The sequence below is a fragment of the Nocardia sp. TBRC8007 genome, assembly GCF_056629435.1.
Map to the genome: position 1 here is coordinate 179,701 of NZ_JBWSOR010000003.1, position 22,405 is coordinate 202,105.

20 protein-coding genes are annotated in these 22,405 nt (G+C 64.4%); 13 read left to right on the forward strand and 7 right to left on the reverse strand.

The annotated features are described in order from the left end of the window. Nucleotides 1-2 precede the first annotated feature (2 nt). Together ACX4ZE_RS05060 and ACX4ZE_RS05065 are read left to right on the forward strand one after the other, a co-directional pair. Nucleotides 3-4,190 (forward strand): TIGR02680 family protein, encoded by a 4,188-nt coding sequence (locus ACX4ZE_RS05060; RefSeq protein ID WP_480272116.1) that lies wholly within the window; start codon nt 3-5, stop codon nt 4,188-4,190. Nucleotides 4,191-4,237: 47 nt separating this feature from the next. After that, nucleotides 4,238-4,870 (forward strand): methyltransferase domain-containing protein, encoded by a 633-nt coding sequence (locus ACX4ZE_RS05065; protein WP_480272117.1) that lies wholly within the window; start codon nt 4,238-4,240, stop codon nt 4,868-4,870. 488 nt (nt 4,871-5,358) lie between these two features. Here ACX4ZE_RS05065 and ACX4ZE_RS05070 read toward each other — a convergent pair whose 3' ends face one another. Further along, on the reverse strand, nt 5,359-7,035 hold the full coding sequence (locus tag ACX4ZE_RS05070) for a fumarate hydratase (RefSeq protein WP_480272118.1): 1,677 nt from the start codon (nt 7,033-7,035) through the stop codon (nt 5,359-5,361). 265 nt (nt 7,036-7,300) lie between these two features. On the opposite strand from ACX4ZE_RS05070, the gene ACX4ZE_RS05075 reads away from it, so the two are divergent. Continuing rightward, entirely contained in the window at nt 7,301-7,831 is a 531-nt protein-coding gene (locus ACX4ZE_RS05075; protein WP_480272119.1) for a MarR family winged helix-turn-helix transcriptional regulator, read from the forward strand. On the opposite strand, the gene mftD is transcribed toward ACX4ZE_RS05075, so the two are convergent. Both mftD and mftE read right to left on the reverse strand, forming a co-directional pair. Next, a complete protein-coding gene (mftD, locus tag ACX4ZE_RS05080; RefSeq protein WP_480272120.1) occupies nt 7,775-8,998 on the reverse strand; it encodes a pre-mycofactocin synthase MftD in 1,224 nt (407 codons plus the stop codon). The genes ACX4ZE_RS05075 and mftD overlap by 57 nt on opposite strands. Further along, a complete protein-coding gene (gene mftE / locus ACX4ZE_RS05085; protein ID WP_480272121.1) occupies nt 8,995-9,696 on the reverse strand; it encodes a mycofactocin biosynthesis peptidyl-dipeptidase MftE in 702 nt (233 codons plus the stop codon). Before mftE ends, mftD begins: the two co-directional genes overlap by 4 nt. A gap of 43 nt (nt 9,697-9,739) precedes the next feature. On the opposite strand from mftE, the gene mftR reads away from it, so the two are divergent. The 6 genes from mftR to ACX4ZE_RS05115 all read left to right on the forward strand — a co-directional run bounded on the left by mftR (nt 9,740) and on the right by ACX4ZE_RS05115 (nt 15,171). Continuing rightward, nucleotides 9,740-10,357 (forward strand): mycofactocin system transcriptional regulator, encoded by a 618-nt coding sequence (gene mftR / locus ACX4ZE_RS05090; RefSeq protein WP_480272248.1) that lies wholly within the window; start codon nt 9,740-9,742, stop codon nt 10,355-10,357. Between the two features lie 128 nt (nt 10,358-10,485). After that, nucleotides 10,486-11,391: an STAS domain-containing protein gene (locus ACX4ZE_RS05095; RefSeq protein ID WP_480272122.1), complete on the forward strand. Its 906-nt coding sequence runs from the start codon at nt 10,486-10,488 to the stop codon at nt 11,389-11,391. Nucleotides 11,392-11,403: 12 nt separating this feature from the next. Next, nucleotides 11,404-11,793 carry an STAS domain-containing protein gene (locus ACX4ZE_RS05100; protein WP_480272123.1) on the forward strand — a complete coding sequence of 130 codons (390 nt, stop codon included), beginning with the start codon at nt 11,404-11,406 and terminating at the stop codon, nt 11,791-11,793. Next, on the forward strand, nt 11,771-12,196 hold the full coding sequence (locus ACX4ZE_RS05105) for an ATP-binding protein (protein WP_480272124.1): 426 nt from the start codon (nt 11,771-11,773) through the stop codon (nt 12,194-12,196). Before ACX4ZE_RS05100 ends, ACX4ZE_RS05105 begins: the two co-directional genes overlap by 23 nt. Further along, the gene (locus ACX4ZE_RS05110; RefSeq protein WP_480272125.1) at nt 12,186-12,821 is read left to right on the forward strand and encodes a SpoIIE family protein phosphatase; all 636 of its coding nucleotides are present in this window, start codon (nt 12,186-12,188) and stop codon (nt 12,819-12,821) included. Before ACX4ZE_RS05105 ends, ACX4ZE_RS05110 begins: the two co-directional genes overlap by 11 nt. Before the next feature lie 70 nt (nt 12,822-12,891). Continuing rightward, nucleotides 12,892-15,171: a SpoIIE family protein phosphatase gene (locus ACX4ZE_RS05115; protein WP_480272126.1), complete on the forward strand. Its 2,280-nt coding sequence runs from the start codon at nt 12,892-12,894 to the stop codon at nt 15,169-15,171. A gap of 76 nt (nt 15,172-15,247) precedes the next feature. On the opposite strand, the gene ACX4ZE_RS05120 is transcribed toward ACX4ZE_RS05115, so the two are convergent. Then, the gene (locus ACX4ZE_RS05120; protein ID WP_480272127.1) at nt 15,248-16,207 is read right to left on the reverse strand and encodes an acyl-ACP desaturase; all 960 of its coding nucleotides are present in this window, start codon (nt 16,205-16,207) and stop codon (nt 15,248-15,250) included. 59 nt (nt 16,208-16,266) lie between these two features. Beyond that, on the reverse strand, nt 16,267-17,070 hold the full coding sequence (locus ACX4ZE_RS05125) for a sigma 54 modulation/S30EA ribosomal C-terminal domain-containing protein (RefSeq protein WP_480272128.1): 804 nt from the start codon (nt 17,068-17,070) through the stop codon (nt 16,267-16,269). Nucleotides 17,071-17,374: 304 nt separating this feature from the next. Between ACX4ZE_RS05125 and ACX4ZE_RS05130 the strand changes: the two genes are divergently transcribed. After that, a complete protein-coding gene (locus ACX4ZE_RS05130) occupies nt 17,375-17,713 on the forward strand; it encodes an STAS domain-containing protein (RefSeq protein ID WP_480272129.1) in 339 nt (112 codons plus the stop codon). Nucleotides 17,714-17,759: 46 nt separating this feature from the next. Here ACX4ZE_RS05130 and ACX4ZE_RS05135 read toward each other — a convergent pair whose 3' ends face one another. Beyond that, nucleotides 17,760-18,797, reverse strand: a complete 1,038-nt coding sequence (locus tag ACX4ZE_RS05135) for an LLM class F420-dependent oxidoreductase (protein ID WP_480272130.1) — start codon at nt 18,795-18,797, stop codon at nt 17,760-17,762. Nucleotides 18,798-18,964: 167 nt separating this feature from the next. Here ACX4ZE_RS05135 and ACX4ZE_RS05140 point away from each other — a divergent pair, with 167 nt between their 5' ends. The 3 genes from ACX4ZE_RS05140 (at nt 18,965) to pcp (ending at nt 21,386) form a co-directional block, all read left to right on the forward strand. After that, complete coding sequence (locus tag ACX4ZE_RS05140; protein WP_480272131.1) at nt 18,965-19,609, forward strand: cyclodeaminase/cyclohydrolase family protein; 645 nt, start codon at nt 18,965-18,967, stop codon at nt 19,607-19,609. A gap of 116 nt (nt 19,610-19,725) precedes the next feature. Beyond that, the gene (locus ACX4ZE_RS05145; RefSeq protein WP_480272132.1) at nt 19,726-20,490 is read left to right on the forward strand and encodes a L,D-transpeptidase; all 765 of its coding nucleotides are present in this window, start codon (nt 19,726-19,728) and stop codon (nt 20,488-20,490) included. A gap of 227 nt (nt 20,491-20,717) precedes the next feature. Beyond that, nucleotides 20,718-21,386, forward strand: a complete 669-nt coding sequence (gene pcp, locus ACX4ZE_RS05150) for a pyroglutamyl-peptidase I (protein WP_480272133.1) — start codon at nt 20,718-20,720, stop codon at nt 21,384-21,386. A gap of 76 nt (nt 21,387-21,462) precedes the next feature. On the opposite strand, the gene ACX4ZE_RS05155 is transcribed toward pcp, so the two are convergent. Next, entirely contained in the window at nt 21,463-22,317 is an 855-nt protein-coding gene (locus ACX4ZE_RS05155) for a bifunctional 5,10-methylenetetrahydrofolate dehydrogenase/5,10-methenyltetrahydrofolate cyclohydrolase (RefSeq protein WP_480272134.1), read from the reverse strand. Between the last annotated feature and the right edge of the window lie 88 nt (nt 22,318-22,405).

Below are 22,405 nucleotides of genomic sequence, written 5' to 3' on the forward strand. Positions count from 1 at the left end.
GGATGTCGCTCATTCACGGCGGAGTGCGGTTCGTCCCCACCCGGGCCGGAATCATCAACCTCTGGGATTATCGCGACCAGGAATTCTGTTTCGCGGACGGCAGACTGGTCCTGCGCGGGCCGAACGGCTCAGGCAAGACCAAGGCACTGGAAGTGCTGTTCCCCTTCGTCCTGGACGGACGGATCGAACCACGCAGACTCAACCCGTTCGCAGGCGAGGAACGCACGATGAAGTCCAACCTGCTCTACCGCAAACAGGACTCTGCCTACTCTTATATCTGGATGGAATTCGCGCGCGGCCACTGGGACGACCCCGAGGTGGTCACCGTCGGTATCGGTATGCGCGCCACCCGAACCTCGGACAAGGTGACCCGCTGGTACTTCGTCGCCGACGGCCGGGTCGGCGTGGACTTCTCGCTGATCGGTCCGGACGACCGACCGTTCACCCGCAGACAGCTCGCCGAACAGATCGGTACCGACTCCATCGTCGATCGGCCGGTGGACTACCGCAATGCCGTCGACGCGAGGATGTTCGGGCTCGGCGCGCAGCGCTACGATCAGCTGATCACCCTGATCCTCACCCTGCGCCGCCCACAGTTGGCCAAGCATCTGGACCCGCGCGGCCTGTCCCAGGCGCTCACCGACGGTCTGCGTCCGCTCGATGAGCAGCTGATCCTCGACGCCGCCCGTTCCTTCAGCGATATGGAGGAAGTCGGCCGCACTCTGGAAGGATTGGCGCACGCCGATACCGCGACCAAAGCGTTCGTCGCGATATACCGAAAATACCTTGCCGTCCAGGCGAAAACGGACGTCGAGCAGGTGCGCGGTCGGCTCGACGCAGTCACGCACGCGAGTACCGGGCTGTTCGCCGCGACGGCATTGCGCGAGCGCAGGGAGACCGAGCGTGCCGCCGCCGAAGCCCGCGCGGAAGATGCCGACCGCGCCTATGAACAGGCCCTCGCCGACCGAGAGAATCTGCGTCGTTCCAGCGCCTATGAAGATAAACAACAACTCGACGACTTGACTGATGCCGTGCGACGCCTACGACTCTCAGCGGAAGTGCACGCCGATAAGGCGACCAAGGCATTCCAGATGCTCGAACACCGTACGCGCGAAGCCGAACACGCGCGTACCGCGCTCCATACCGCCACAGCCGCACTCGCCGAAGGCGAGATCGACCTGTGTGCCGCCGCCGAGGAGGCGGGCATCGTGTGGTCACCACTGCCCGAGACCATACGGACCGAAGAACTCACCATCACCATGTACAGCCACGCCGAGGAGCGCGACGCCGACGTACGCGCCGTGCGGAATGCGTTGGCAGCGGTGGACGCCACCGCCGATAAGCGTACCGGGGCCGAGCAGCTCGCCGAGCGCGCCCGTGCCCAGCGCGACGCGACCTCCGCCGAAGTCGCACATGCCGAGACAGGAGTTGCGGTGGCTCGTGCTATCGCAACTCATGCGGTACAGGCCTGGTGGGACGAACACCACGAGGTCTACACCTCGCTCGGCGACGATCTGTTCGATGCGCTGAACGCCGCTGTGGCCGAAGCTGGTTCGGATGCGGCTACCGTCGCCGAAGTGCTGGCCGAACGAACCGAACCCTTGTTGGAGTCGCTGCGTACCCGCCGCCAAGAGGCACGCGCACGGATCGCGACAGCAGCCGCTCGCAGCGCCGAGCTGACCGCCGAACACGAGCGAATCGCCGCCGAGCACGACGACGCGCCACCAGTCGGCGCCGCTCGGTCCGGCCGGACCGGAACGCAGCCTGGCGGCGCGCTGTGGCGCCTGGTGCGCTTCGCCGACAAGGTACCGCCCGAGACTGCGGCGGATATCGAGGCGGCACTGGAAGCGGCGAATCTGCTCGACGGCTGGGTCTGTCCGGAAAGCGAGCTGCCCACAGACTACGAATCGGAGCAATTCCTGATACCGCTGCCTGCCGAGGACCGGCCGACCGGCCGTACTCTTGCCGACGTGCTCATCGTAGAGGACGATTCGGATACGCTCACCGTGCCCAGAAACACCGTGGCGGACTTGCTCGATTCCATCGCCTTGCAGGAGAACGCGGAAACACAGAGCAGCGCGGTGAGCATCGAGGCAGGCGCATTCCGCCAGGGGATCCAGCTGGGCAGACACCGGAAAGCCGCTGCGGAATTCATCGGCGCGACCGCGCGGGCCAGGCGGCGCGAGAACCGCATGACCGACCTGACCGCTGCCCTCGCGGCCGCGAACGACGATCAGCGCGCCGCCGAACAGCACGAAGCTGACTTCTCCGCCGAACTCGCGCGCATCGGCGCCGCCGCCAGAACCCTGCCGCGCTCCAGCGAAATCACCACCGCACTGCGTTCGGTAGCCGAGGCCGCGGGGATGATGCGTTCTCGTTCCGAGGCCTGCGCACATGCCGAACACGATCTGGACCGAGCTGTCGCGGAACTGTCCGCAACAGAAAAGAAACTGCGGGAGACCGCCACGGCGCACCGTACTCCTCGCACCCACCATGAACTCGATGCTCTCGCCGCTGCCATCCGGCATTTCGAGAACATCGGCGGTGTCCTGCTGCGGCTGCGCGGCGAGCACAGGTTCGAGCACGACCGCGCACGGGAGAGCGAGAACCGCCTCGCCGAAGCCGCCGACCTTGCCGAAATATTCGCCGAAGAGGCGGCGTCCGCGCAATCCAGCTATCAGGAACAGGTACGTAAGCTGGAGATTTTACAGGCGGCGATCGGCGCGAGCGCGACCGACATCGAGCGTGATTCAGCGCAGGCCGGACAGCGGATCGAGACGACAAGAGCAGAGCGAAAAACCGCGCGAAAAGCCGCCGACGCGGCCATCGAAGCAGTCGGCGACGCCGAGGCCGCCTACCGGGCCGCGTATGAATCGCTTGCCACCACGCTCGCCGAAGTGCGCACCGCGGTACAAGCCCTCGCGCCGTATGCCCAGCCGGATCTGCTCACATTGCTCGACGCGCCCACGGATCAACGCTGGCCCAGCAGCGACGCCGCATGGTCGACGCCGGAACAGCTGCTGCATCGAATCGCGACGGCCGGGCCGCATCGACAGCCGCGGGTGCTGCCCGACGAGGTCGCTGCCCTGTTCGACAGCCTCACCGCCGCGACTGCCGCGGTGCGCACGAGCGAGGCGGCTCGAAAGTCGACGCGCAGCGCCATTACCGCGGCGCTGCAGAAGTTCGACGCCGCGCTCGCCGGTTGCGGCCATGACTACCGGCTGCAGTGGGACGCGGCCGACGGACTCACCGTCGTTCGCGTACACGACGAACACGGCTTCCTGCCCCTGGCCGATTTCGCCGCCCGCGTCGACGCCGCACGCCGGGACCAGGAGTTGCTGCTCACCGATGCCGAGCGGCGCATTCTGGAGGATGCGCTGCTGACCGGCCTGGCCCAGCAGATCCACGAACGCACCAGCGATGCTCGCGAGCTCATCGCCCGGATGGGCGCGGAGATGAAGCGACGACGGATGTCCTCGGGCAATACCATCGGGGTGCACTGGGTGCTCGCCGAGAATCTGTCCGACCCGGCACGGGCGGTATGCAAACTCATCGACCGCGATATATCGACACTGACCACGGAAGATCTGGCGAAGATCCGGGCACATTTCGCCTGCGAGATCCGCACGGCCCGGGCCGCGCACCCGGAACGCTCCTACCCCGAGATCATCGCGGCCACACTCGATTATCGGTCCTGGCGAGTGTTCTCCTTCACTCTGATCACCACCGACGGCAGCGAAGACCGGCTCACCGTGGCCCGGCACAGCGCACTATCCGGCGGCGAACAATCGGTATCGCTGCACCTGCCCCTGTTCGCCGCGGCGCATGTCATGCTCGATTCGGCCGACCCGCAGGCTCCGCGCCTGCTCGCACTGGACGAGGCTTTCGCAGGCGTCGATGACAACGGCCGCAGTGAACTACTCGGGCTGAGCGTGCAATTCGATCTCGACCTGTTCATGACCGGCTACGACCTGTGGATCACCTATCCGCATGTCCCGGTCTGCGCGCACTACGATCTGGCGCACTCGGTGGCGGAGCACACCGTCAGCGCGACGCTACTGGTGTGGGATAGTGGCGACATACTCGCCGGATACGACGGCATCGCGCTGACCGCCGCACTCGGTTCGCCCGATCGCCGCCGGGTACCCGACGTGCTCGAAGACGGACTCGAACTCTTATCGGTGCCGTGAACTGGCCGCGATCCTGTGATTGACTGGGCGGCGTGCGACTTGGTGATGTGAGAACCTCCCTGATGGCCGGATTCGCCGGACAACTCGCTCTCCCGAGCGGGAAACCGGGCTTGGCTGTGATGAGGCTGCTCAATCTGGCGAATCGCAAGCTGATGGATGGTTGTGTCGAAGCGGTCGATGCCCGACCGGGCGATTCGGTAGCAGATATCGGTTTCGGTGGTGGTCATGGTCTACGAGTACTGCTCGCGCAGGTCGGATCGGCGGGGACCGTCTACGGTATAGATCCTTCCGAAGCCGCGATCAGTCAGGCGCGAAGGGTGTTTCGGAGCAAGGTCCGAGCTGGACGGCTGAAGTTGCATCGCACCTCCATGGACTCGCTGCCTATCTCGGACAAGAGCCTTGCCGGGGTCGTCACCGTGAACACGGTCTACTACATCGAAGATGAACCCCTCACCATGTCTTTGGCCGAAGTAGCCCGTGTGCTGAAGCCTGGTGGTCGGCTGGTCGTTGGGGCAGCTGATCCCGCTTACCAGGCCAGTTTGCCGTTCCGGGACGGCATGATCAGCCGTTCGCCGGAGCAGATTTGCGTATTCCTGGAATCCGCGGGTTTCTCGGTCACCGACCATCGCCGCATCGGCACCAGCGACCGTGCGTTCCACGTCTATACAGGCACCAGGTAAAGGCGGAATCAGTCTGCCGCCACCCCCATCTCCAGCGGGCTTGCAGGAGCGATGCCAGTCAGTCACCCACCCGAGCAGTATCCATCCACCGCTCATCGGTTCAGACCTCCGCTACCCCGAAGCTCCACGCGGCGACAGACAACCTCACATATCTCGGCATCCCATGACACCCTGTGGACAACAGTCAGCGAATTCCACAGAAAACAGAGATATTTCACATGTTAGCTATCGGATATATCCGATATGTACGCAATTGCCTTCACGTGGCTACCGTTTCGCTCACACGGAAGACGCGCTGTTCACAATTTCATTCCAGTGCTGTGGATCACACGATGCCACTATGACTATCACTGATGTGGATTTTCACATTTCGTTCCCCAGTATGTGCAGAGCCGCTGTGGCAGGCGCCGGCGTGACGGCGATACCCCCGGCGATCGAGGTGACACCACCATGTCCGCGGCGTGTCGCAGAACAGGCCGGTCGCCCGCTCAGACGCGTTCTTTGGAGCGGGTGCGCACACGCAACGCGATCGGCTTCTGCGTCTCGGCGAAGAAGTCGTTGCCCTTGTCGTCGACAACGATAAACGCGGGGAAATCTTCGACCTCGATCTTCCATACCGCTTCCATACCCAGTTCCTGGTACTCCAGCACCTCAACCGATTTGATGCAGTCGAGTGCCAGCCGCGCGGCGGGGCCACCGATGGAGCCGAGGTAGAAGCCACCGTGTTCTTTGCACGCCTTGGTCACCTGCACGGATCGATTTCCCTTGGCGAGCATGACGAATGAACCACCCGCGGCCTGGAACTGGTCGACGTAGGAGTCCATCCGCCCCGCGGTGGTCGGGCCGAAGGAACCCGATGCGTAGCCTTCTGGCGTCTTGGCCGGCCCGGCATAGTAGACGGCCATATCACGCAGGTAGTCCGGCATCGACTCCCCCGCGTCGAGCCGCTCCTTGATCTTGGCATGCGCGATATCGCGCGCGACCACCAGCGGTCCGGTCAGCGAAAGCCGGGTCTTCACCGGATATTTCGACAGTTCGGCGCGAATCTCGTCCATCGGCCGGTTCAAATCGATGCGCACGACGTCACCGCCGAGGATGGCGTCGGTCTGCTCGGGCAGGTACTGCGCTGGCTCCCGCTCGAGCTGTTCCAGGAATACGCCCTCAGCAGTGATCTTGGCCAGCGCCTGCCGGTCCGCAGAGCAGGATACCGCGATGGCCACCGGACAGCTGGCGCCGTGTCGCGGCAGCCGCACAACGCGCACATCATGGCAGAAGTACTTACCGCCGAATTGCGCACCGATGCCGAAGGACTGAGTCAGCTTGAAGACCTCTTCCTCCAGTTCTAGGTCGCGGAAACCGTGCGCGGACGGCGAGCCCTCGGCGGGCAGGTTGTCCAGATAATGCGCGGAAGCATATTTCGCCGTTTTCAAGGCGAATTCGGCACTGGTACCGCCGATGACCACCGCGAGGTGGTACGGCGGGCAGGCCGCAGTACCGAGTGAGCGAATCTTCTCGTCCAGGAATTCCAGCATCCGTGTGGGATTCAGGATGGCTTTCGTTTCCTGATACAGGAACGACTTGTTCGCCGAACCGCCGCCTTTGGCCATGAACAGGAACTTGTAGGTGGGGTGAGCCGAATCGCCTGCGGTGGAGTAGAGTTCGACCTGAGCGGGCAGGTTGGAACCGGTGTTCTTCTCCTCCCACATGGTGATCGGCGCCAGCTGCGAGTACCGCAGGTTCAACTTGGTATAGGCGTCGAATACACCCCTACTGATCCATTCCGCGTCATCGGCGCCAGTGAGGACCCCCTCGGACTTCTTGCCCATGACAATCGCGGTACCGGTGTCCTGACACATCGGCAGAATGCCACCCGCGGAGATATTGACGTTCTTGAGCAGATCCAGCGCGACGAAGCGGTCGTTCGCGCTGGACTCCGGGTCGTCGATGATTTTGCGCAGCTGCCGCAGATGCGCGGGACGCAGGAAGTGGCTGATGTCGTGCATCGCGGTTTCGGTGAGCAACCGGAGCGCCTCGGGCTCGACCTGCAGGAATGTACGCCCGTTGCGCTCGAAGGTACTGACGCCCTCGGTGGTGAGCAACCGATAGGGGGTGTCGTCCGCGCCGATCGGCAACAGGTCTGAATAGCGGAAGTCCGGCGCGGTCACCAGTCACACTCCTTCGGGTGGGCCCGGACACGACGAACGGTCGGGCTGGTCACGAGCACAGCGAGCCTAGCCATCGACCGACACCCCACAGCTGGTTAGGCAACCCTAATTAAAAGGATGCGATCGAAAAGATTGCAATTTCAACTGAATGATGGTACCTGTCTCTCTAAAAACAATATGTGGGTGGCCGCTCGCCCGGCCACGTGTAGCGCTCGTCGCACATCATGCGGAACGATATGCGTGCGGCAGAATGTGGAGCATCCCCGTGACCGATCCCGCTCGGCTCGACGACCTCGAGCGGCACACCTGGTTGGGTTTCGTGCGTACCCGTGACCTCATCGCCGCGGCGGTCGGGCGGGATTCCGTCAGGGACTCCAACCTCACCCATATCGAATACTCGGTCCTGGCCCATCTGGCGGAGGCTCCGGACCATCAACTCGGCTTCGCCGCATTGGCGACCGAACTCGAATGGTCCCAGAGCAGACTCTCCCACCAGGTCACTCGGATGCAACGGCGTGGGCTGGTCACGCGGGAGCCGATCCCCGGCGATGCTCGCCGCACCGCGGCACGGCTCACCCCACGCGGCGCCGAGGTACTGGCCAGCGCTGTACCCGCGTATGTGCAGAGCGTGCGCAAGCATATGATCGATATCCTCGATCGCAAGCAATTGGCCGCGCTGGCCGATATCTACGACACACTGCTCGCGCACCACCGGGATACGCGGCCGAAAATCGAGCGCTCAAGTAGGCGTGGACATCGTCCTGGCCGTGCGCTGGGCCACCGCAACCGATTCTGATACGCCGAGCGCCCGTTCGAACCCAGCCCGCATCACCACATCCGACCGGTCCACCTCGGTGATGCGCGTTCTGCGCAAACCCAGCAGAGCCGAGTCGATACCGCCGCGCAGAATGTCGAGCACATTCTCCACCCCGGCCTGCCCGTTCGCGGCCAGGCCCCACAGGTAAGCCCGTCCGATCAGCACTGCTTTCGCACCCAACGCCACTGCCTTGACCACATCACTGCCGCGCCGGATGCCACCGTCGAGCAGCACCTCGACCTGAGTGCCCACCGCATCGGCGAGCACCGGTAGCGCGCGGATCGCGGCCGGAGTGCCGTCGAGGTTGTTCCCGCCGTGGTTGGACACCGATATCGCCGTCACCCCCGCGTCGACCGCGCGCAACGCGTCGTCGACCCGGATAATCCCTTTCAGCAGCACCGGGCCGTCCCACTGCTGGCAGATCCAGTGCACATCCGCCCAGTCCGGGGCGGGCGTACCCATCCACTCACCGTAGGCGGCGAAGAAACCCGGAGCTGGACCAGCGCCGACCGCCATATTCGGCGCGGTCAGATCCGGAAAACGACCCGAGCGCACGTAAGTGGCCAGCCAGCGCGGCCGCGCCAGCGTCTGTGGTGCGAACTTCAGCATGGTCCGCAGATCGAGCTTCTCCGGGATAGCCGGGCTGCCCCAGTCCCGTCCGTGCGAGAACGACCAGTCCAGGGTCAGGATCAAACCGACCGCGCCCGCTTCCTTGGCACGCCGCATCCGCCGCAGAATCTCGTCCTTACCACCAGACCAATACAACTGGAAGAACGTAGCCGGATTAGCCGCGATCACCTCTTCGATCGGCTTGCTGGCGAACGAACTCAGGCCCATCGCGATACCACGCGCGGCCGCGGCCCTGGCAACGGCGACCTCACCGTCCGGATGCACCGCCTGCACTCCGGTCGGCGAGATCAACACCGGCATGGAAATCTTCTGCCCCAGCACAGTCGTCGATTGATCCCGCTCGCCGATCGGGCCCGCGACATGTGGTGCGAAACCCAGTTCCGTGAACGCCTGCTGATTGTCCTCGATAGTCTGACCACGCTCAGAGCCTGCGATCAACGCACCGTATACCGATCTCGGCAACCGCTTCTTCGCCCGCCGTTGCGCTTCGGCAACGGTCTCGAACCACGGATTCATGTTCCGGTCCTTTCCAGAGAACTCTCCGGCCACCAGAGCCGGGTTCGGTCGAGTAGATCAGCGCTCAGCTGATCGAGCAGGGTGGCGCCTTCTGCGGCGGTCGCGCCCGCCGGGTCGCCGAGCACTCCATTGGCGCTCACCGCGCGCACTCCCCCGGCACGCAGCCGCGGCAGCAGTTCGGCCAGCGAGCGAGTGTTCCCGGCTTCCGCCCGGTCGCCGCGCACCCGATCCGGCGCCAACGCCAGCTGTAACCCGGTCTCCGACCGCCCTGCGTGTGGGTCGCCATCGAAACGCGGTAGGTGGAGGCGCACGTCGCGGGATTCGGCACGCAGCAGATCCCGCGCCCGACGCAACGGTTCGATATTGCCGCCGTGCCAGTTCACGAGCAGAATCCGCTCGAAGGTATCGGTCGCCGACCGGCAAAGCTCGACCACCAGCAGTTCCAGCGCAGCCTGCCCGATCGACAAAGTGCCGGGAAAGCCGGCGTGCTCACCACTGGCACCGTACGAAATCGCTGGTGCGACCAACACATCGGCACGGTCGGCGGCCAGCCTGGCGCACAGCGCCGCTGCGACGTCGGTGTCGGTGGACAGCGGCAGATGCGGACCGTGCTGCTCGGTCGCCCCGATCGCGACGGCGAGGATCGCGTCCGCGGCGGCACGCTCGCCCGCTTCGGGCCAGGTGAGATCCGCCAACATGTCGCGAGATTATCGTCAGTCACTGACATAATCAAGGGTCGTGATGGCCGAGCAAAATCAGACGACGCGAAAGAGCCGGACCATGCGCGGCCGCCCGCGCGGCACCACCAAGCGCGAACTCGAACTGATCGCCATGCGGTTGTTCACTGAACAAGGTTTCGATGAGACGACCGTCGAGCAGATCGCCGCAGCCGCGGGCATCAGCGGGCGCACCTTCTTCCGCTACTTCCCCACCAAGGCGGAAGTGCTCTGGTACCAGTTCGACGACGAGATCGCAGCGCTGCGTACGTCCTTCGCTACCGTTGCCGACGATATCCCGATGATGACCGCTGTACGCCGAGTCGTGGTCAACGCCAATCGGTATCGCGCCGAGGACGTACCCGAACTGCGCACCAGGATGCACCTGGTGGCCACGGTGCCCGCGCTGGCCGCTACCGCGGGCGCGCATTACGACGCGTGGGAACGTACAGTGAGCGCGTTCGCCGCACAGCGGCTCGGCGAACCAGAGGACGGACTCCTGCCCCTCGCTGTCGGACGGACCACACTCGCGGCGGCCCGAGCCGCATTCGACGCCTGGCTGACGCGCGCCGACACAGACCTCACGGTATATCTGGACGAGGCGCTCGCCGCGCTGGCACGCGGGTTCGCCATCGTACGGTGAGGCCACGACCGGCAGCCAACCGGCAGGTTTGGTCTGCGGCTCGGATGGGGTATGACTAGGCTCGGAATCGGCGAGCCGCCGAATGCACGAAAATCCCGACTCAACAGTCGAAAGGGGCAGGAGTTTCCATGTCCGAGGTGTCCATGAGCCTTTCGGCGGATTCCCTGACCGCGGGACCGGTCGACAACCTGCTCCCGCAACTGGTCGAACACCTGCGCCAGAACCGCACCGCCCTGCGTGAGGAATGGGCCAGACGCATCACAGACGCCCGATTGCTGACCGCGATGACCCCGGAAGAGATCTTCTCCGAAGCGACCTCCGTCTACGACAATTACGTGGAGGTGCTCGAAACCGGTAGCGTCGAGGCCCTACAGGCATACGCGCGAGACCTGTCCGAACGCATTATTCCCCGCGGGGTCGAGACCGATGAAGTACTGGGGATAGTTCTGCTGTTGCGTGACGTGTTGGCCCGCTCGCTGTTCGAGAAGTATCAGGCCGACTTCGAACTGCTCAATGCCGTGCTCGACGCCTACGAACCGGCTGCCAATCGCATCGCCAATACGGTAGGCGTCTCCTTCGTCCAGGAGCGCGAGCGCGTCATCCGCCAGCAGCAGGAAGCCATACGCGAGCTGTCCACGCCGGTACTGCAAGTGCGAGAGCAGCTGTTGATCCTGCCCATCATCGGCGTGCTGGACAGCCAGCGCGCACGCCAGCTCACCGAACAGCTACTGCGGGCCATCCGAGCCAACCGCGCGAAGGTGGTCGTCATCGATATCACCGGTGTACCCGCGATCGACTCCACGGTCGCCAATCACCTGGTACAGACCGTCGACGCATCCGGTCTGATGGGCGCCAACGTGATCATCACCGGTCTGTCCTCGGAGATCGCGCTGACTCTGGTCACCATCGGTCTGGATCTGTCGAAGATGAACGCGGTGGGCGACCTGCAGGGCGGCATCGAGGAAGCCGAGCGCCTGCTGGGCTACGAGGTCTCGCGCGTCACTGAACGGGCCACCGAACGCGACGGCCGCTGATCAGGCGGGCACATGCCGGTTCCGATTCTCAAACAGGGGACGTACCTCATCGCGTCGGTGCAGTCCGCGCTGACCGACGCCGATACCGAGCGGCTACAGGAAGACCTGATGAAACAGGTCAGCAGGTATCGCGCGCACGGCATCATTGTAGATGTCACCGCGATCGATGTGATGGATTCGTTCGCCGCGAGATCCTTGCGCACCATCGCGCATATGACGCAGCTGCGCGGCGCCGAAACGGTGATCGTCGGCCTGCAACCAGAAGTCGCGTTCGCCATGGTGCAGCTCGGCCTCACTTTCGAGGACATGCATACCGCGCTCGATCTGGAAGAGGGGCTCGCCTGGTTGAACAGAAAGGCCCTAGCCCGTCATCAGCGAGATGGTCGTGACAGTGGCCGCTGAGAATGTGGTGATCGCGGTCAGAGTGTCGGGTGACATCGTGATCGCACGTCAGGCCGGACGTGAACTGGCAGCCAAGCTCGGATTCACCCTGACCGACCGAACGATGATCTCCACAGCGATCTCCGAGATAGCCCGCAACATCACCAGTTACGCGGGCAGCGGCGAAATCCGTTTGCTGGTCGCAGACCGAGAGGGGCGGCAAGCACTGATCGTACAGGCCGAGGACCAGGGGCCGGGCATCCATGACATCGCCCGCGCGCTGGAGGACGGCTACTCCACCGGACGTGGTCTCGGACTCGGCCTCCCCGGAGCCCGACGGCTGATGGACCGACTCACTATCGAATCGACGCCGGGACGCGGCACTCGGGTGGAAATGTGGAAGTGGGTGCCCGATGGTGCATGAGGACGGATTCATCGGCCGGGTCGAGTGGGCGCTGGCAGGTCGCGCCCTGCCCGGCCAACAGGTTTCGGGTGACCGTGGCGTCGTCCTCGACGCCGGAGACGGCACAGTCCTTTTCGCCGTGCTGGACGGGCTCGGACACGGTGCCGCCGCTGCCGCCGCTGCCGAACGCGCCGCTCGGGTTCTTACGGAGAACCTCGCCGAACCGCTGGACGTGCTGATGGTTCTGTGTCACAGGGCACTGTCCGACACCCGTGGAGCGGCGATCTCGCTCGCCAGGTTCGGCACGGGCGACACGGTGCGCTGGCTTGGTGTCGGCAATATCGAATCCCAGGTGGTCACTGCGGGGCCTGCCGGTCCGATCGCGCACGCTACCATGCTGCTCACCGCGGGCATCGTCGGCTATCGCTTGCCGCCGAATCTGCAATCACAATCCATTCCGGTTCGCCCTGGCGACCTGCTGCTGATGACCACCGACGGCATCGTCGCCGAATCCGCCGCCGGAATAGATCTCGCCAAATCCACTGCCGAGATCACTGCCGAGATCCTGACCCGATACGCCAAGAGCACCGATGACGCACTCGTACTGGCCGCCCGACACCGCGGCAACACAGGGGCAAGCGCATGAGTGGTCAGGCTCGGAGGCGGCAGCGCAGCGTAACCACACAGAGCCCCACTCATGCGCAAGGCCGCATAGCATGAACGCGCTGCTGGCCGATTTCCTGGCCGACTACGCGGATGCATTACGGCGGCAACTGGATTCGCCCACTCAGGTCGGCCTCGCGGAAGGCTACGAACTGGGCAGGCGCGCACTGGTGGAGGGCATCAGCCTGCTCGACCTCACCGAAAACCACTTCCAAGTGGTACAGGACGCACAACAACAGCGGCACGGCATGATCTCCGCAGCGGGCGAATCCGACAGCCGCCTGCGCGAAGCCGCGCTGGAATTCCTGTTGCAGACTCTGGTCCCGCTGGATATCGCCACCCGCGGTTACCTCGACGGCACCCGCCGCTACGAGCAACAACGTTCGCGCGCCGATGATCTCGCCGGACGGGACGCGTTTCGCACCGCCCTCGTCGAATCACTGCAGGACGGCTTCTTCGTGGCCGACGCTCAAGGCACCATCATCGAGGTCAATACTGCTTTCGGCGCACTGACCGGCTACGGTGCCGACGGCATCCCCTATCCACTTCCGCATCCGTGGTCGAGCCCGGAGGGGCCGTACTACCCTGACCTCGGTACCGAGGCACAGCGTTTCGTCATTCCGATCCGGCATCGTGATGGGCGCGACGTATGGCTCGCGGTGAGCACCAGCGCACTGATCACACCTGAGGGGAACGAACGGATCTTCGTCGGTACCGTCCGTGACATCACTGCCGAACACGATGCGCAAGCACGCGATCAGGCCGCCTCCCGGCTCGCCACCGCAGTCGCCGCGGCGACCAGTGTGGTCGAGGTCCTCGCGGTCGGTCTCGATGAGCTACGGCGTACGGTAGGCGCGGAAACCGCCGTAGTAGCGGTGTGGCCCAGCCGCAATGCCGTACCCGAGGTGCATATCTCCGGCACAGGCTGTGTCACACCAGACGACACTACCCTGGACGACTGGTCACATGCGCTGCTGGAGCGCGGCAGGCGCAGGCCGCCGCGCAGCCTGCTGGCCATCCCGGAAGGGGCAAGCAGCTCCACTGGAATCGTCGCACCCCTCGGTGAGACCGGCGACGCCGCGATGTGGTTGCACTTCGCCGCGCCCCGTGCGATCAACGCTGTGGATTGGACGTTGTTCTCTCTGCTGATCGGACATCTGAGCCTCGCGGTCCAGCGGGCACGCAACTTCGACCAAGCACGGGCCACCTCGCTGACCCTGCAGCGCGCCATGCTCGGCCCGATCGAGCTGCCGCCGCGCTTCTCCGTGCATTACGAGCCCGCACTGCCACCGCTGGAGATCGGTGGTGACTGGTACGATGTGGCGCCGCTGCGCGATGGCACTATCGGTGTGGTCGTCGGTGATTGCGTTGGTCGAGGCCTGTCCGCGGCAGTAGTGATGGGCCAATTGCGGACCGCCGCCCGCGCATTGCTGCTTCGCGGTGCCGGGCCCGCGCAGTTGCTCGCCGAACTCGACACCGTCGCCGCGCGTATCCCCGGCGCGATGTGCACCACAGTGTGCGCCGCCATCCTCGATCCGGTGCGTGGGCTGGTCCGCTACAGCAGCGCGGGGCACATGCCGCCGATTCTCGCCGATGTCGGCTCAACCGGCCGGCTGCTCGAAGGCGGCCGTTCGGTCCCGCTGGCGACCTTCGAGCAGCTGCGCCGTCCCGAAGCCACCACAGCACTGCCCCCCGGCTCGACCTTGGTGCTGTTCACCGACGGCTTGGTCGAACAACGCGGCGTCGACATCGACGAAGGGTTCACCAAGATCGCCGCGGTGCTCGCCGGCACCTCGGGACGACTACCGCGCGAAGTAGCCGACGCGGTACTCTCCCGGCTTCGGCCCGTGGCCGGATACGACGACGACATAGCCATGGTGGTCTACCGCCAGCCGCCCCCGCCGCTACACATGGACGAACCCGCGCGTGCCGACGGACTCACGCTACTGCGACGCACCTTGCGGGGATGGCTGGCCGCGGCGGCAGTCCCGCACGACTTGGCGGCCGATCTGGTCGCCGCGGCCAACGAAGCGTGCAGCAACAGCATCGAGCATGCCTACCGCGGCGGCGACGCAGGCCGGGTCCAGTTGTCGGCCTCGTGCGACGACGACACCGTAGTGATCGCGGTTACCGATACCGGTGCCTGGAAGCCGCGCCCCGCCGACCCCGGCTATCGTGGCCGCGGTATCGAAATGATGCGCGCACTGACCGAGGAGTTGGACATCGACCACTTCGGACCGGGCACTACAGTGCGGATGTCGGTAACGCTGCCCGCGATCACCTTCCCGATGGCCAACCCGTTGCGGGGCACTAACCGACAGCTCTCCGGGTGACAGTCTGATCGTCGTACGGTCGTCAGGATATCGGCAGACAACCACGCCTCCGGAGCCATTAGTGCGCACGGCTTCGTCAGGCCTCGAGCTGCTCGCGTGCCAGCGCACGGTCACGCTGCCTTTCGAATCTCGGGATCTTGACTCGCTCGAGATCTTCGAGGAAGGCGGCCAAGCGTTCCCTGACCCGTTCACCACGCGCACCGAAGTCGTTCCGGTCGAAGATGTTCCACTGCCGCAGTACCGGCAGCACTACTTCCTCCAGATGCTGGCGTAGGTCGTAGACACCGTGCTTGGCCATAAGCACACCATTGCGGCGGAACTCCGGCATACCCGCACCAGGCATTCGGAAGTTCTCCACGATCGTGTCGATGGCCTCGATGGCCTGATCCGGCGCTAGATCCAGTGCCGCGCCGCACATGGTCCGGTAGAAGATCATGTGGAGGTTCTCATCGGCGGCGATGCGTTGCAGCATCTGGTCGGCGACCGGATCGTCACACACTCTGCCGGTATTGCGATGGGTGACCCGGGTGGCCAATTCTTGGAAGCTGACGTACGCGACCGAATGCAGGAACCCCGCCCCGCTGTCCACCTCGGTCGCACCGATACCTGAAGCGAAGCCATTGGTCATATGGACCATGCGGGCTCGCTCAAGCGCGACCGGGTCGACACCGCGGCTGACGACCAGATAGTCGCGAATCACGGTACTGTGTTTCATTTCCTCTGCCGTCCAGCGACCGACCCAGGTCCCCCAGGCACCATCGCGAGAGAAATTCTCCGAGATCTCCCGGTGGTAGGAGGGAAGATTGTCTTCGGTGAGCAGATTGGTGATCATCGCTGCCTTCGCGACCTCGGACAGCTGAGATTGTTCCGGATTCCAATCGACCCCGCCGAGCATGGCGAAGTTGCGCCCGCGCTCCCATGGGATGTAGTCGTGCGGATGCCAGTCCTTGGCCAAGGCAAGATGTCGGTTCACGCTGGTCTCGGCGGCCGGCTCGAGTTCGATCAGAAGTTCACGCTGGGTCAGATCACGCGCCAACGGTGTCACCTACCTTTCATTTTCGACGAATCGGATATCAGTGACGAGGTCGGGATCGATCATGAAACCACCTGTGGATGGCCGAGAGCGCTCTCCCCGGCAGGGGCAGGAGCCACGAGAGTGAGATTCCCGTCATAGCGTCGTAGCAGCAATCGCCCACGCTTATTGCTTGGGTCGGTGAAGAACAGGAACGGCAGACCATATCGGCACAGCCGGGTCGCGGCCTCGCTTTCAGTCAGACAGTGCGTGGGATGCGGGTTCATCGCCAGCGGCACCGCAGCCGCACACCGCGGCGGCTGCTTCAGGTGCTGTCGCGTCAACCGCACCCCGAGCGGACCACCCCAGTAGACAACAGCGTCCTCGCCGGTCTCGTCGTCGGTGAACAGGTGCGCGTCGTAGTCCATCGCATCCATCACCTGTGTCGCCGCGACCGCAGTACCGGCCAGAAGCTCGCATTCCTTGCGGCGAACAATCGGTCGCGTAGCGGTAACCCAGGCCAGGGCCGGTCGTGTGGGATCGGGCCACTGCCTGGTGCCTGGTTCGGCACCGAGCCGAGTGACCATCCGGTCGAGCCGATCGGCGACGAGCGACGCGATGAATCGGTACGGACTCGCGACTTGGACTCGCATCGGCATGTCTCGGTATCCGATATTCACCTGGGCCAGCACCAGCCCTTCTACATCCGGCGAACCGGTGAGTCGGATCCGGGTCGGGTCACCGATCCGATGGCATCGCATCACCCCTTCGATCGACCTCATGGTGGCGGCGATCTCGGTCGAGCCGACCGATCCGGTAGCCCGCACAGTCACTGCTTGCCGGATCTGCGCCGACCATGATGCCGACCATGATTCGGAATACCTCACCCCGCACCGACCCGCTTTCCGCTCTGGTGATCATCAAGAGGACCCCGGCGAATATTCCCGTAGCGGCATACCGCTGAGTAGAGCCGAAAGTCCCCGCACCCGATGACCAGCGAAACGGACACGACGAGCGACGTGGTTCACCCGATCCGACGGCAGCTCTGGGAAACAGCCGCAGGGGATGTAGCTTCGCCGGCTCGACAGTGTATGCGGCTATGAACACTCTGAGGTTGCGGATTCGCTGCTATTTGTGTGTTGTGGTGAAGTGACCAACTCTTCCGGAGACGCGTACCCTCTCGCGGACACGATGACCACTACCGTCGTGACGCACGACGACACAACGGTAGTGACCGTAGCAGGCGAGATCGATCTGGCGACGGCCCCGGCGCTGGAGAATGCGATCGACACTGTTCTCAGCGGCAAACCCAAGGCCTTGATCATCGACCTCAGCGCGGTCAGCTTCCTCGCCTCAGCGGGCATGGCGGCGCTCGTCGCCGTCCATCAGCGGGCAGGCGCTACGACAGCGATCGCCATCGTCGCCGAGGGCCCGGCGACCAGCCGCCAGTTGAAGATGACCAGCCTGGATCAGGTGTTCGCGCTACATTCCACCCTGGATGCCGCGCTCGCGGCATTCCGACAGCATTGACGTGCGGGGGTGGCTGTCGCTGCCGCATGACGCGGCAGCGACAGCTTCACACCAGTGCGCGCAACTGCTCGATCAATTTGACTCGCTCAGCGGCGGTGCCCGCCATCGGAACGACATTCAAGGTTGTGGCGCCGGCTTCCTTGAAGGCCGCGACCCGCTCTTTGACATAGCTTGCCGGGCCGATCAGAGAGATGTCGCGGGCCAGCTCGTCCGGGACTGCCTTGGCCGCGGCTTCTTTCTCTCCGGCGAGGTACAGTTCCTGGATACGGTCGGCCTCGCCGCCATAGCCGTACTTGGTAGCCAAAGTGTGATAGAAGTTCTTGCCCTTGGCGCCCATACCGCCGATGTAGAGCGCCAAGTGCGGCTTCACGAACTCCAGCAGTGGCTCGACGTTCTCCCCGATAGCCAGGGCAGGTCCCGCGTACACTTCCAGCTCACCGAGAGCAGGGTCGCGCTTGGTGAAGCCCGCGGCGAGTGAGTCGCCCCAGACCTGCCGTGCCTGCTCCGGCAGGAAGAAAATCGGCTGCCACCCCTCCGCGATCTCGGCCGCCAGCTCCACGTTCTTCGGGCCGAGCGCGGCCAACAGCACTGGTACGCGTTCGCGGACCGGGTGGTTGATCAGCTTCAGTGGTTTACCCAAGCCGGTGCCCTGCCCCGCCGGCAATGGGATCTGGTAATGCTTGCCTTGGTATTCCAGGCGCTCACGGCGCCATACTTTCCGACAGATCTCCACGAGCTCTCTGGTTCGTCCGATCGGCGCGTCATAGGGCACGCCGTGGAAACCTTCGATCACCTGCGGGCCCGATGCACCGAGGCCGAGCACGTACCGACCTTCGGAAACGAAATCCAGGCCTGCCGCGGTCATCGCAGTCAGGCTGGGGGTGCGCGTGTAGATCTGCAGGATGCCGGAGGCAAGCTGCAAACGTGTGGTCTTGGCTGCCAGGTAACCGAGTGCGCTCACCGCATCGAACGAGTAGGCCTCGGGTACGAACACAATGTCCAGGCCCGCTCGTTCGAGGTCGGCGACTTCAGCCGCCGCCTCCTTGAAACCGCCCGAGTAGTTGATGCTCAATCCGATCCGCATAGCAATCAACATAACGGCGGCTATCCGGTAGTTGCGCACCGGCCACACGAGAACACCCGGCAGGTTGTGGTCGCGATCGGACCAGCTGCTACACAAGGTAGCGTTTACCCGTAAAGTCCGCACTCGCCGTAGAACCGAAAGGCAACATTCTCGTGTCGCAGTCCAGCATGTCGTCCACGGAAACTGCGCCATCCTTCGGCAGGGCACACCTCGCGCAGTACCTGAACGATCTGGCCGCCAAGATTCCCGCCCCCGGTGGCGGCGCGGTAGCTGCCCTGCACGCGGCACAGGCTGCCGCTCTGGTGGCCATGGTGGCGCGTTACACCACCCGCGCCAAGGACGCCGACAACCGCCCGGCGGTGGACCGCATCATCGCCGCCGCTGACGCCGCCCGCGCGCGCGCCTTGGCTCTCGCCGACGCCGACGCCGCCGCATTCACAGCCGTCGGCGCTGCCTACAAGATGCCCAAAGAGACCGAGGAGGAACTCGCCGCCCGCACTACAGCGATCACCACCGCATTGCTCGACGCCGCCCGCGTGCCCGCCGCGGTTGTCGACGAAGCTGACGAGGTGCTCTCGCTGGCCACCGAACTGTTCCCGATAGGGAACCCGAACGTGGTCACCGACATCGGCGCCGCCGCTGATGCCTGCCGCGCGGCCGCGGCCAGCTCACAATTGAATATCGAGATCAACGTAGCGTCGCTGCCCGCAACCGAGGGCAATGGGTTCGCCCGGGTCCTGGTGCGTATCGATGAGCTCATCGCTCATGCGGACGCCTTGCACGCCGATGTCGTGCACGCGGTACGAAAGTAGCGCTACAGCCGGGACCACGAACCTGATTCATCGGTGCCGATGATACCCGTAGTCGAGTTGCCCAGGTGAGATCAGAATTCTTCCTTGTCTACCACCATTTCGAAAGGGTGGAAGCAATGGGGAGCGCGATCCGGTATCTGTTCCGCACAACCCTGATAGCGACAACCACGATCGTCGCGCTGTCCGTTTCCGGACAGGGAGCCGCGGCAACGACGTCGCTCGCGCCACCGGCGCCTGCTGTGGCGGCCATCGAACCCTCGAACGGACAGGTTATGGGGATCGCGCATCCGATAACCATTCATTTCGCCGCACCTGTCACAGATCGCACGCACATGGCGCGATTCATCGATATCAGAACGACACAGGCGCTCGCAGGCACTCTCACATGGCGCACCGATCGCGAAGCAGTGTGGACACCGGCCGGACTCCTACCCACCAATGCCGACATAAACGTTCAGGCCGGTGCGGACCACACGAAATTTCACACCAATGCGGGTGTTTTCGGCGATGCGGACATGTCGGCGCACACATTTACCATCAGTATCGACGGCACAGTTAGTGCGCACCATGCCCGCGTCGATGGGCAAACCTGGCTGGGAAACACCAACGGGCACTGGCCTGTACTGGAGAAGTTTCGTTCGATTGTGTTCGACTCCCGCACCATCGGCATTCCCCTGGACTCTCCGGAGGGCTATCTCATCGACGGCGAGTTCGCTGAGCGCCTCACATGGGGTGGCGTCTTCATCCACTCGGCTCCATGGTCGGTAGCACAACAAGGCTCCTCGAATGTCAGCCACGGGTGCGTCAACCTCGCCCCGGAGAACGCCGAATGGGTCTACCACACGATCGGCATCGGAGACCCCATTGTCACGCACTGGTGAGCGCTGGTCCACATCCACAACAGGCCGACGGTCTTCGCTCGGGGCTATGGCCGACTGACCGCGGTCACGTAATCATCGCCGCCGCGATCAGGCTTTACGTACTTAATTCGCGCGAAGAGCTACCGTGAGAGCACCGGTCGATGCCGTGCGGACCCACCCGGACAGACGGCATGGTCGATGTGTCCGAGCTACCGCTCGGATGAGCTGAAGAAAGAGAGGCGGGACAGATGACCACAGTGCTGGTGTCCGGTTTCGAGCATTACGGCACAACGCCAGTGAATCCTGCCCGAGGAGTCGCCGAAGCGCTCGACGGTACGAAGATCGACGGTGCCGCGATCATCGGAGTCGTCGCACCGAGCAGATGGTTCGACTGCATCGATGTCGTTACCGGCACTATCGACCGGACTGCCCCTGACCTCGTCGTCATGCTGGGCGAGTACGGTGGCCGAGCGATGATCACCGTCGAGCGTATCGCCCAGAACCTCAACGACTCCGCCCGCTACCAGGTAGCAGACAACACCGGGCAGGTGCTGGAGGACGACCTCACCGATCCCCGTGGTCCCGTGGCTTACTGGTCGACCCTCCCCCTGCGTGCGATGGTCCTGGCGATGCGCGAAGCCGGCATCCCCGCCGATATCTCCGACGCGCCGGGCACGTTGATGTGCAATCACCTGATGTACGGCGTGCTGCGCTACGTCGCCACCCATGAACTCCCGATCCGCGCCGGGTGGATCCATCTGCCGCATTTGCCGGAGGTGGCCGCCCTCGAGCGTAATCTCGGAGCACCGAGCATGTCGCTGGCCACCTCGATCGCCGGGGTTCGCGTGGCCATCTCCGCAGCACTCAGGCATACCGTCGATGTCGACGCCCAAGTACGCTCGCGACTGCAGATCTGAGCGAGACCGAGGTGGCGCGTGCCGACTGCCGCATCCGTGGCAGCGATGGGTGTCACTGTCGCTCAGCGTGCTCGGCTCAACTACTCCTGGCGGTTTCGGCCGCGGTGACGACATGGCGCATCAAAAGAGCCGTCGTGACCGGGCCGATACCGCCGGGAACCGGACTGAGCTCAGCGGCTTTACCGCGTACCGAGGCCGTGTCGACGTCACCGACGATCGTGCCGTCCTCGGCCTCATTGGTACCGACGTCGATGACGACCGCACCCGCGCGGACATGTTCACCGGAGATCAAGCCGATACGGCCTGCCGCGGCGACGACGACATCGGCGGTGCTGGTGATGGCGGCCAGGTCGGCGGTGCGGGAATGACAGACCGTCACGGTGGCGTCTTTCGCCAGCAGCAGCTGGGCAAGTGGTTTCCCGACGATGTTCGACCGCCCGACGACCGCGACGTGCCTTCCGACAAGCGGGATTTTGTGATAGTCGAGCAACTCGACCACGGCTGCGGCGGTCGCAGGGACGAAACCGACCAACCCGGCGGCGAGCAAGCCGAGCGACAGTGGGCTCACGCCGTCGACGTCCTTGGTCTCGGTGATCGCGGAACTCACCTCGTCGAGGGTGACACCGGCCGGGAGGGGAGTCTGCAGCATGATCGCATCCGTGCCGGGATCCGCACCGCGCGCGGCAAGTTCGGCACGAATCGCCGCGCCGCTTGCCTCAGGACCAAGATCAACTGTGTCACAAACGATTCCTAGCCGTTCGGCCGATTTGCGCAGCGAGTTCACATACCAGGCGCTGGCCGGGTCGTCGTTCGCGACGACCAAGACGAGGCACGGCGCGGCTCCGTCCTCGGTGAGCGCGATGGCACGGGCCTTGGTATCGGCATTGATGGCCGCGGCGAGTTCTTTGCCGGACAGCAAAACGGTATCCACGTTGACACAGCCTATCCCGGCCCGCACCACCGAGCTGTGCGCACGTCCCATCGAAGGATTCCGAGGAGGAACATGACGTAAACACCAC

Excerpts from the sequence above, each read along its gene's own strand:
- ACX4ZE_RS05135 (WP_480272130.1), bottom strand. The coding sequence starts at position 18,797 with ATGCGGATCGGATTGAGCATCAACTACTCGGGCGGTTTCAAGGAGGCG.
- ACX4ZE_RS05105 (WP_480272124.1), top strand. The coding sequence starts at position 11,771 with ATGGTCGTGACAGTGGCCGCTGAGAATGTGGTGATCGCGGTCAGAGTG.
- ACX4ZE_RS05115 (WP_480272126.1), top strand. The coding sequence starts at position 12,892 with ATGAACGCGCTGCTGGCCGATTTCCTGGCCGACTACGCGGATGCATTA.
- pcp (WP_480272133.1), top strand. The coding sequence starts at position 20,718 with ATGACCACAGTGCTGGTGTCCGGTTTCGAGCATTACGGCACAACGCCA.
- ACX4ZE_RS05140 (WP_480272131.1), top strand. The coding sequence starts at position 18,965 with ATGTCGTCCACGGAAACTGCGCCATCCTTCGGCAGGGCACACCTCGCG.
- ACX4ZE_RS05100 (WP_480272123.1), top strand. The coding sequence starts at position 11,404 with ATGCCGGTTCCGATTCTCAAACAGGGGACGTACCTCATCGCGTCGGTG.
- ACX4ZE_RS05145 (WP_480272132.1), top strand. The coding sequence starts at position 19,726 with ATGGGGAGCGCGATCCGGTATCTGTTCCGCACAACCCTGATAGCGACA.
- mftE (WP_480272121.1), bottom strand. The coding sequence starts at position 9,696 with ATGTTGGCGGATCTCACCTGGCCCGAAGCGGGCGAGCGTGCCGCCGCG.
- mftR (WP_480272248.1), top strand. The coding sequence starts at position 9,740 with ATGGCCGAGCAAAATCAGACGACGCGAAAGAGCCGGACCATGCGCGGC.
- ACX4ZE_RS05095 (WP_480272122.1), top strand. The coding sequence starts at position 10,486 with ATGTCCGAGGTGTCCATGAGCCTTTCGGCGGATTCCCTGACCGCGGGA.
- ACX4ZE_RS05130 (WP_480272129.1), top strand. The coding sequence starts at position 17,375 with ATGACCACTACCGTCGTGACGCACGACGACACAACGGTAGTGACCGTA.
- mftD (WP_480272120.1), bottom strand. The coding sequence starts at position 8,998 with ATGAATCCGTGGTTCGAGACCGTTGCCGAAGCGCAACGGCGGGCGAAG.
- ACX4ZE_RS05110 (WP_480272125.1), top strand. The coding sequence starts at position 12,186 with ATGGTGCATGAGGACGGATTCATCGGCCGGGTCGAGTGGGCGCTGGCA.
- ACX4ZE_RS05060 (WP_480272116.1), top strand. The coding sequence starts at position 3 with ATGTCGCTCATTCACGGCGGAGTGCGGTTCGTCCCCACCCGGGCCGGA.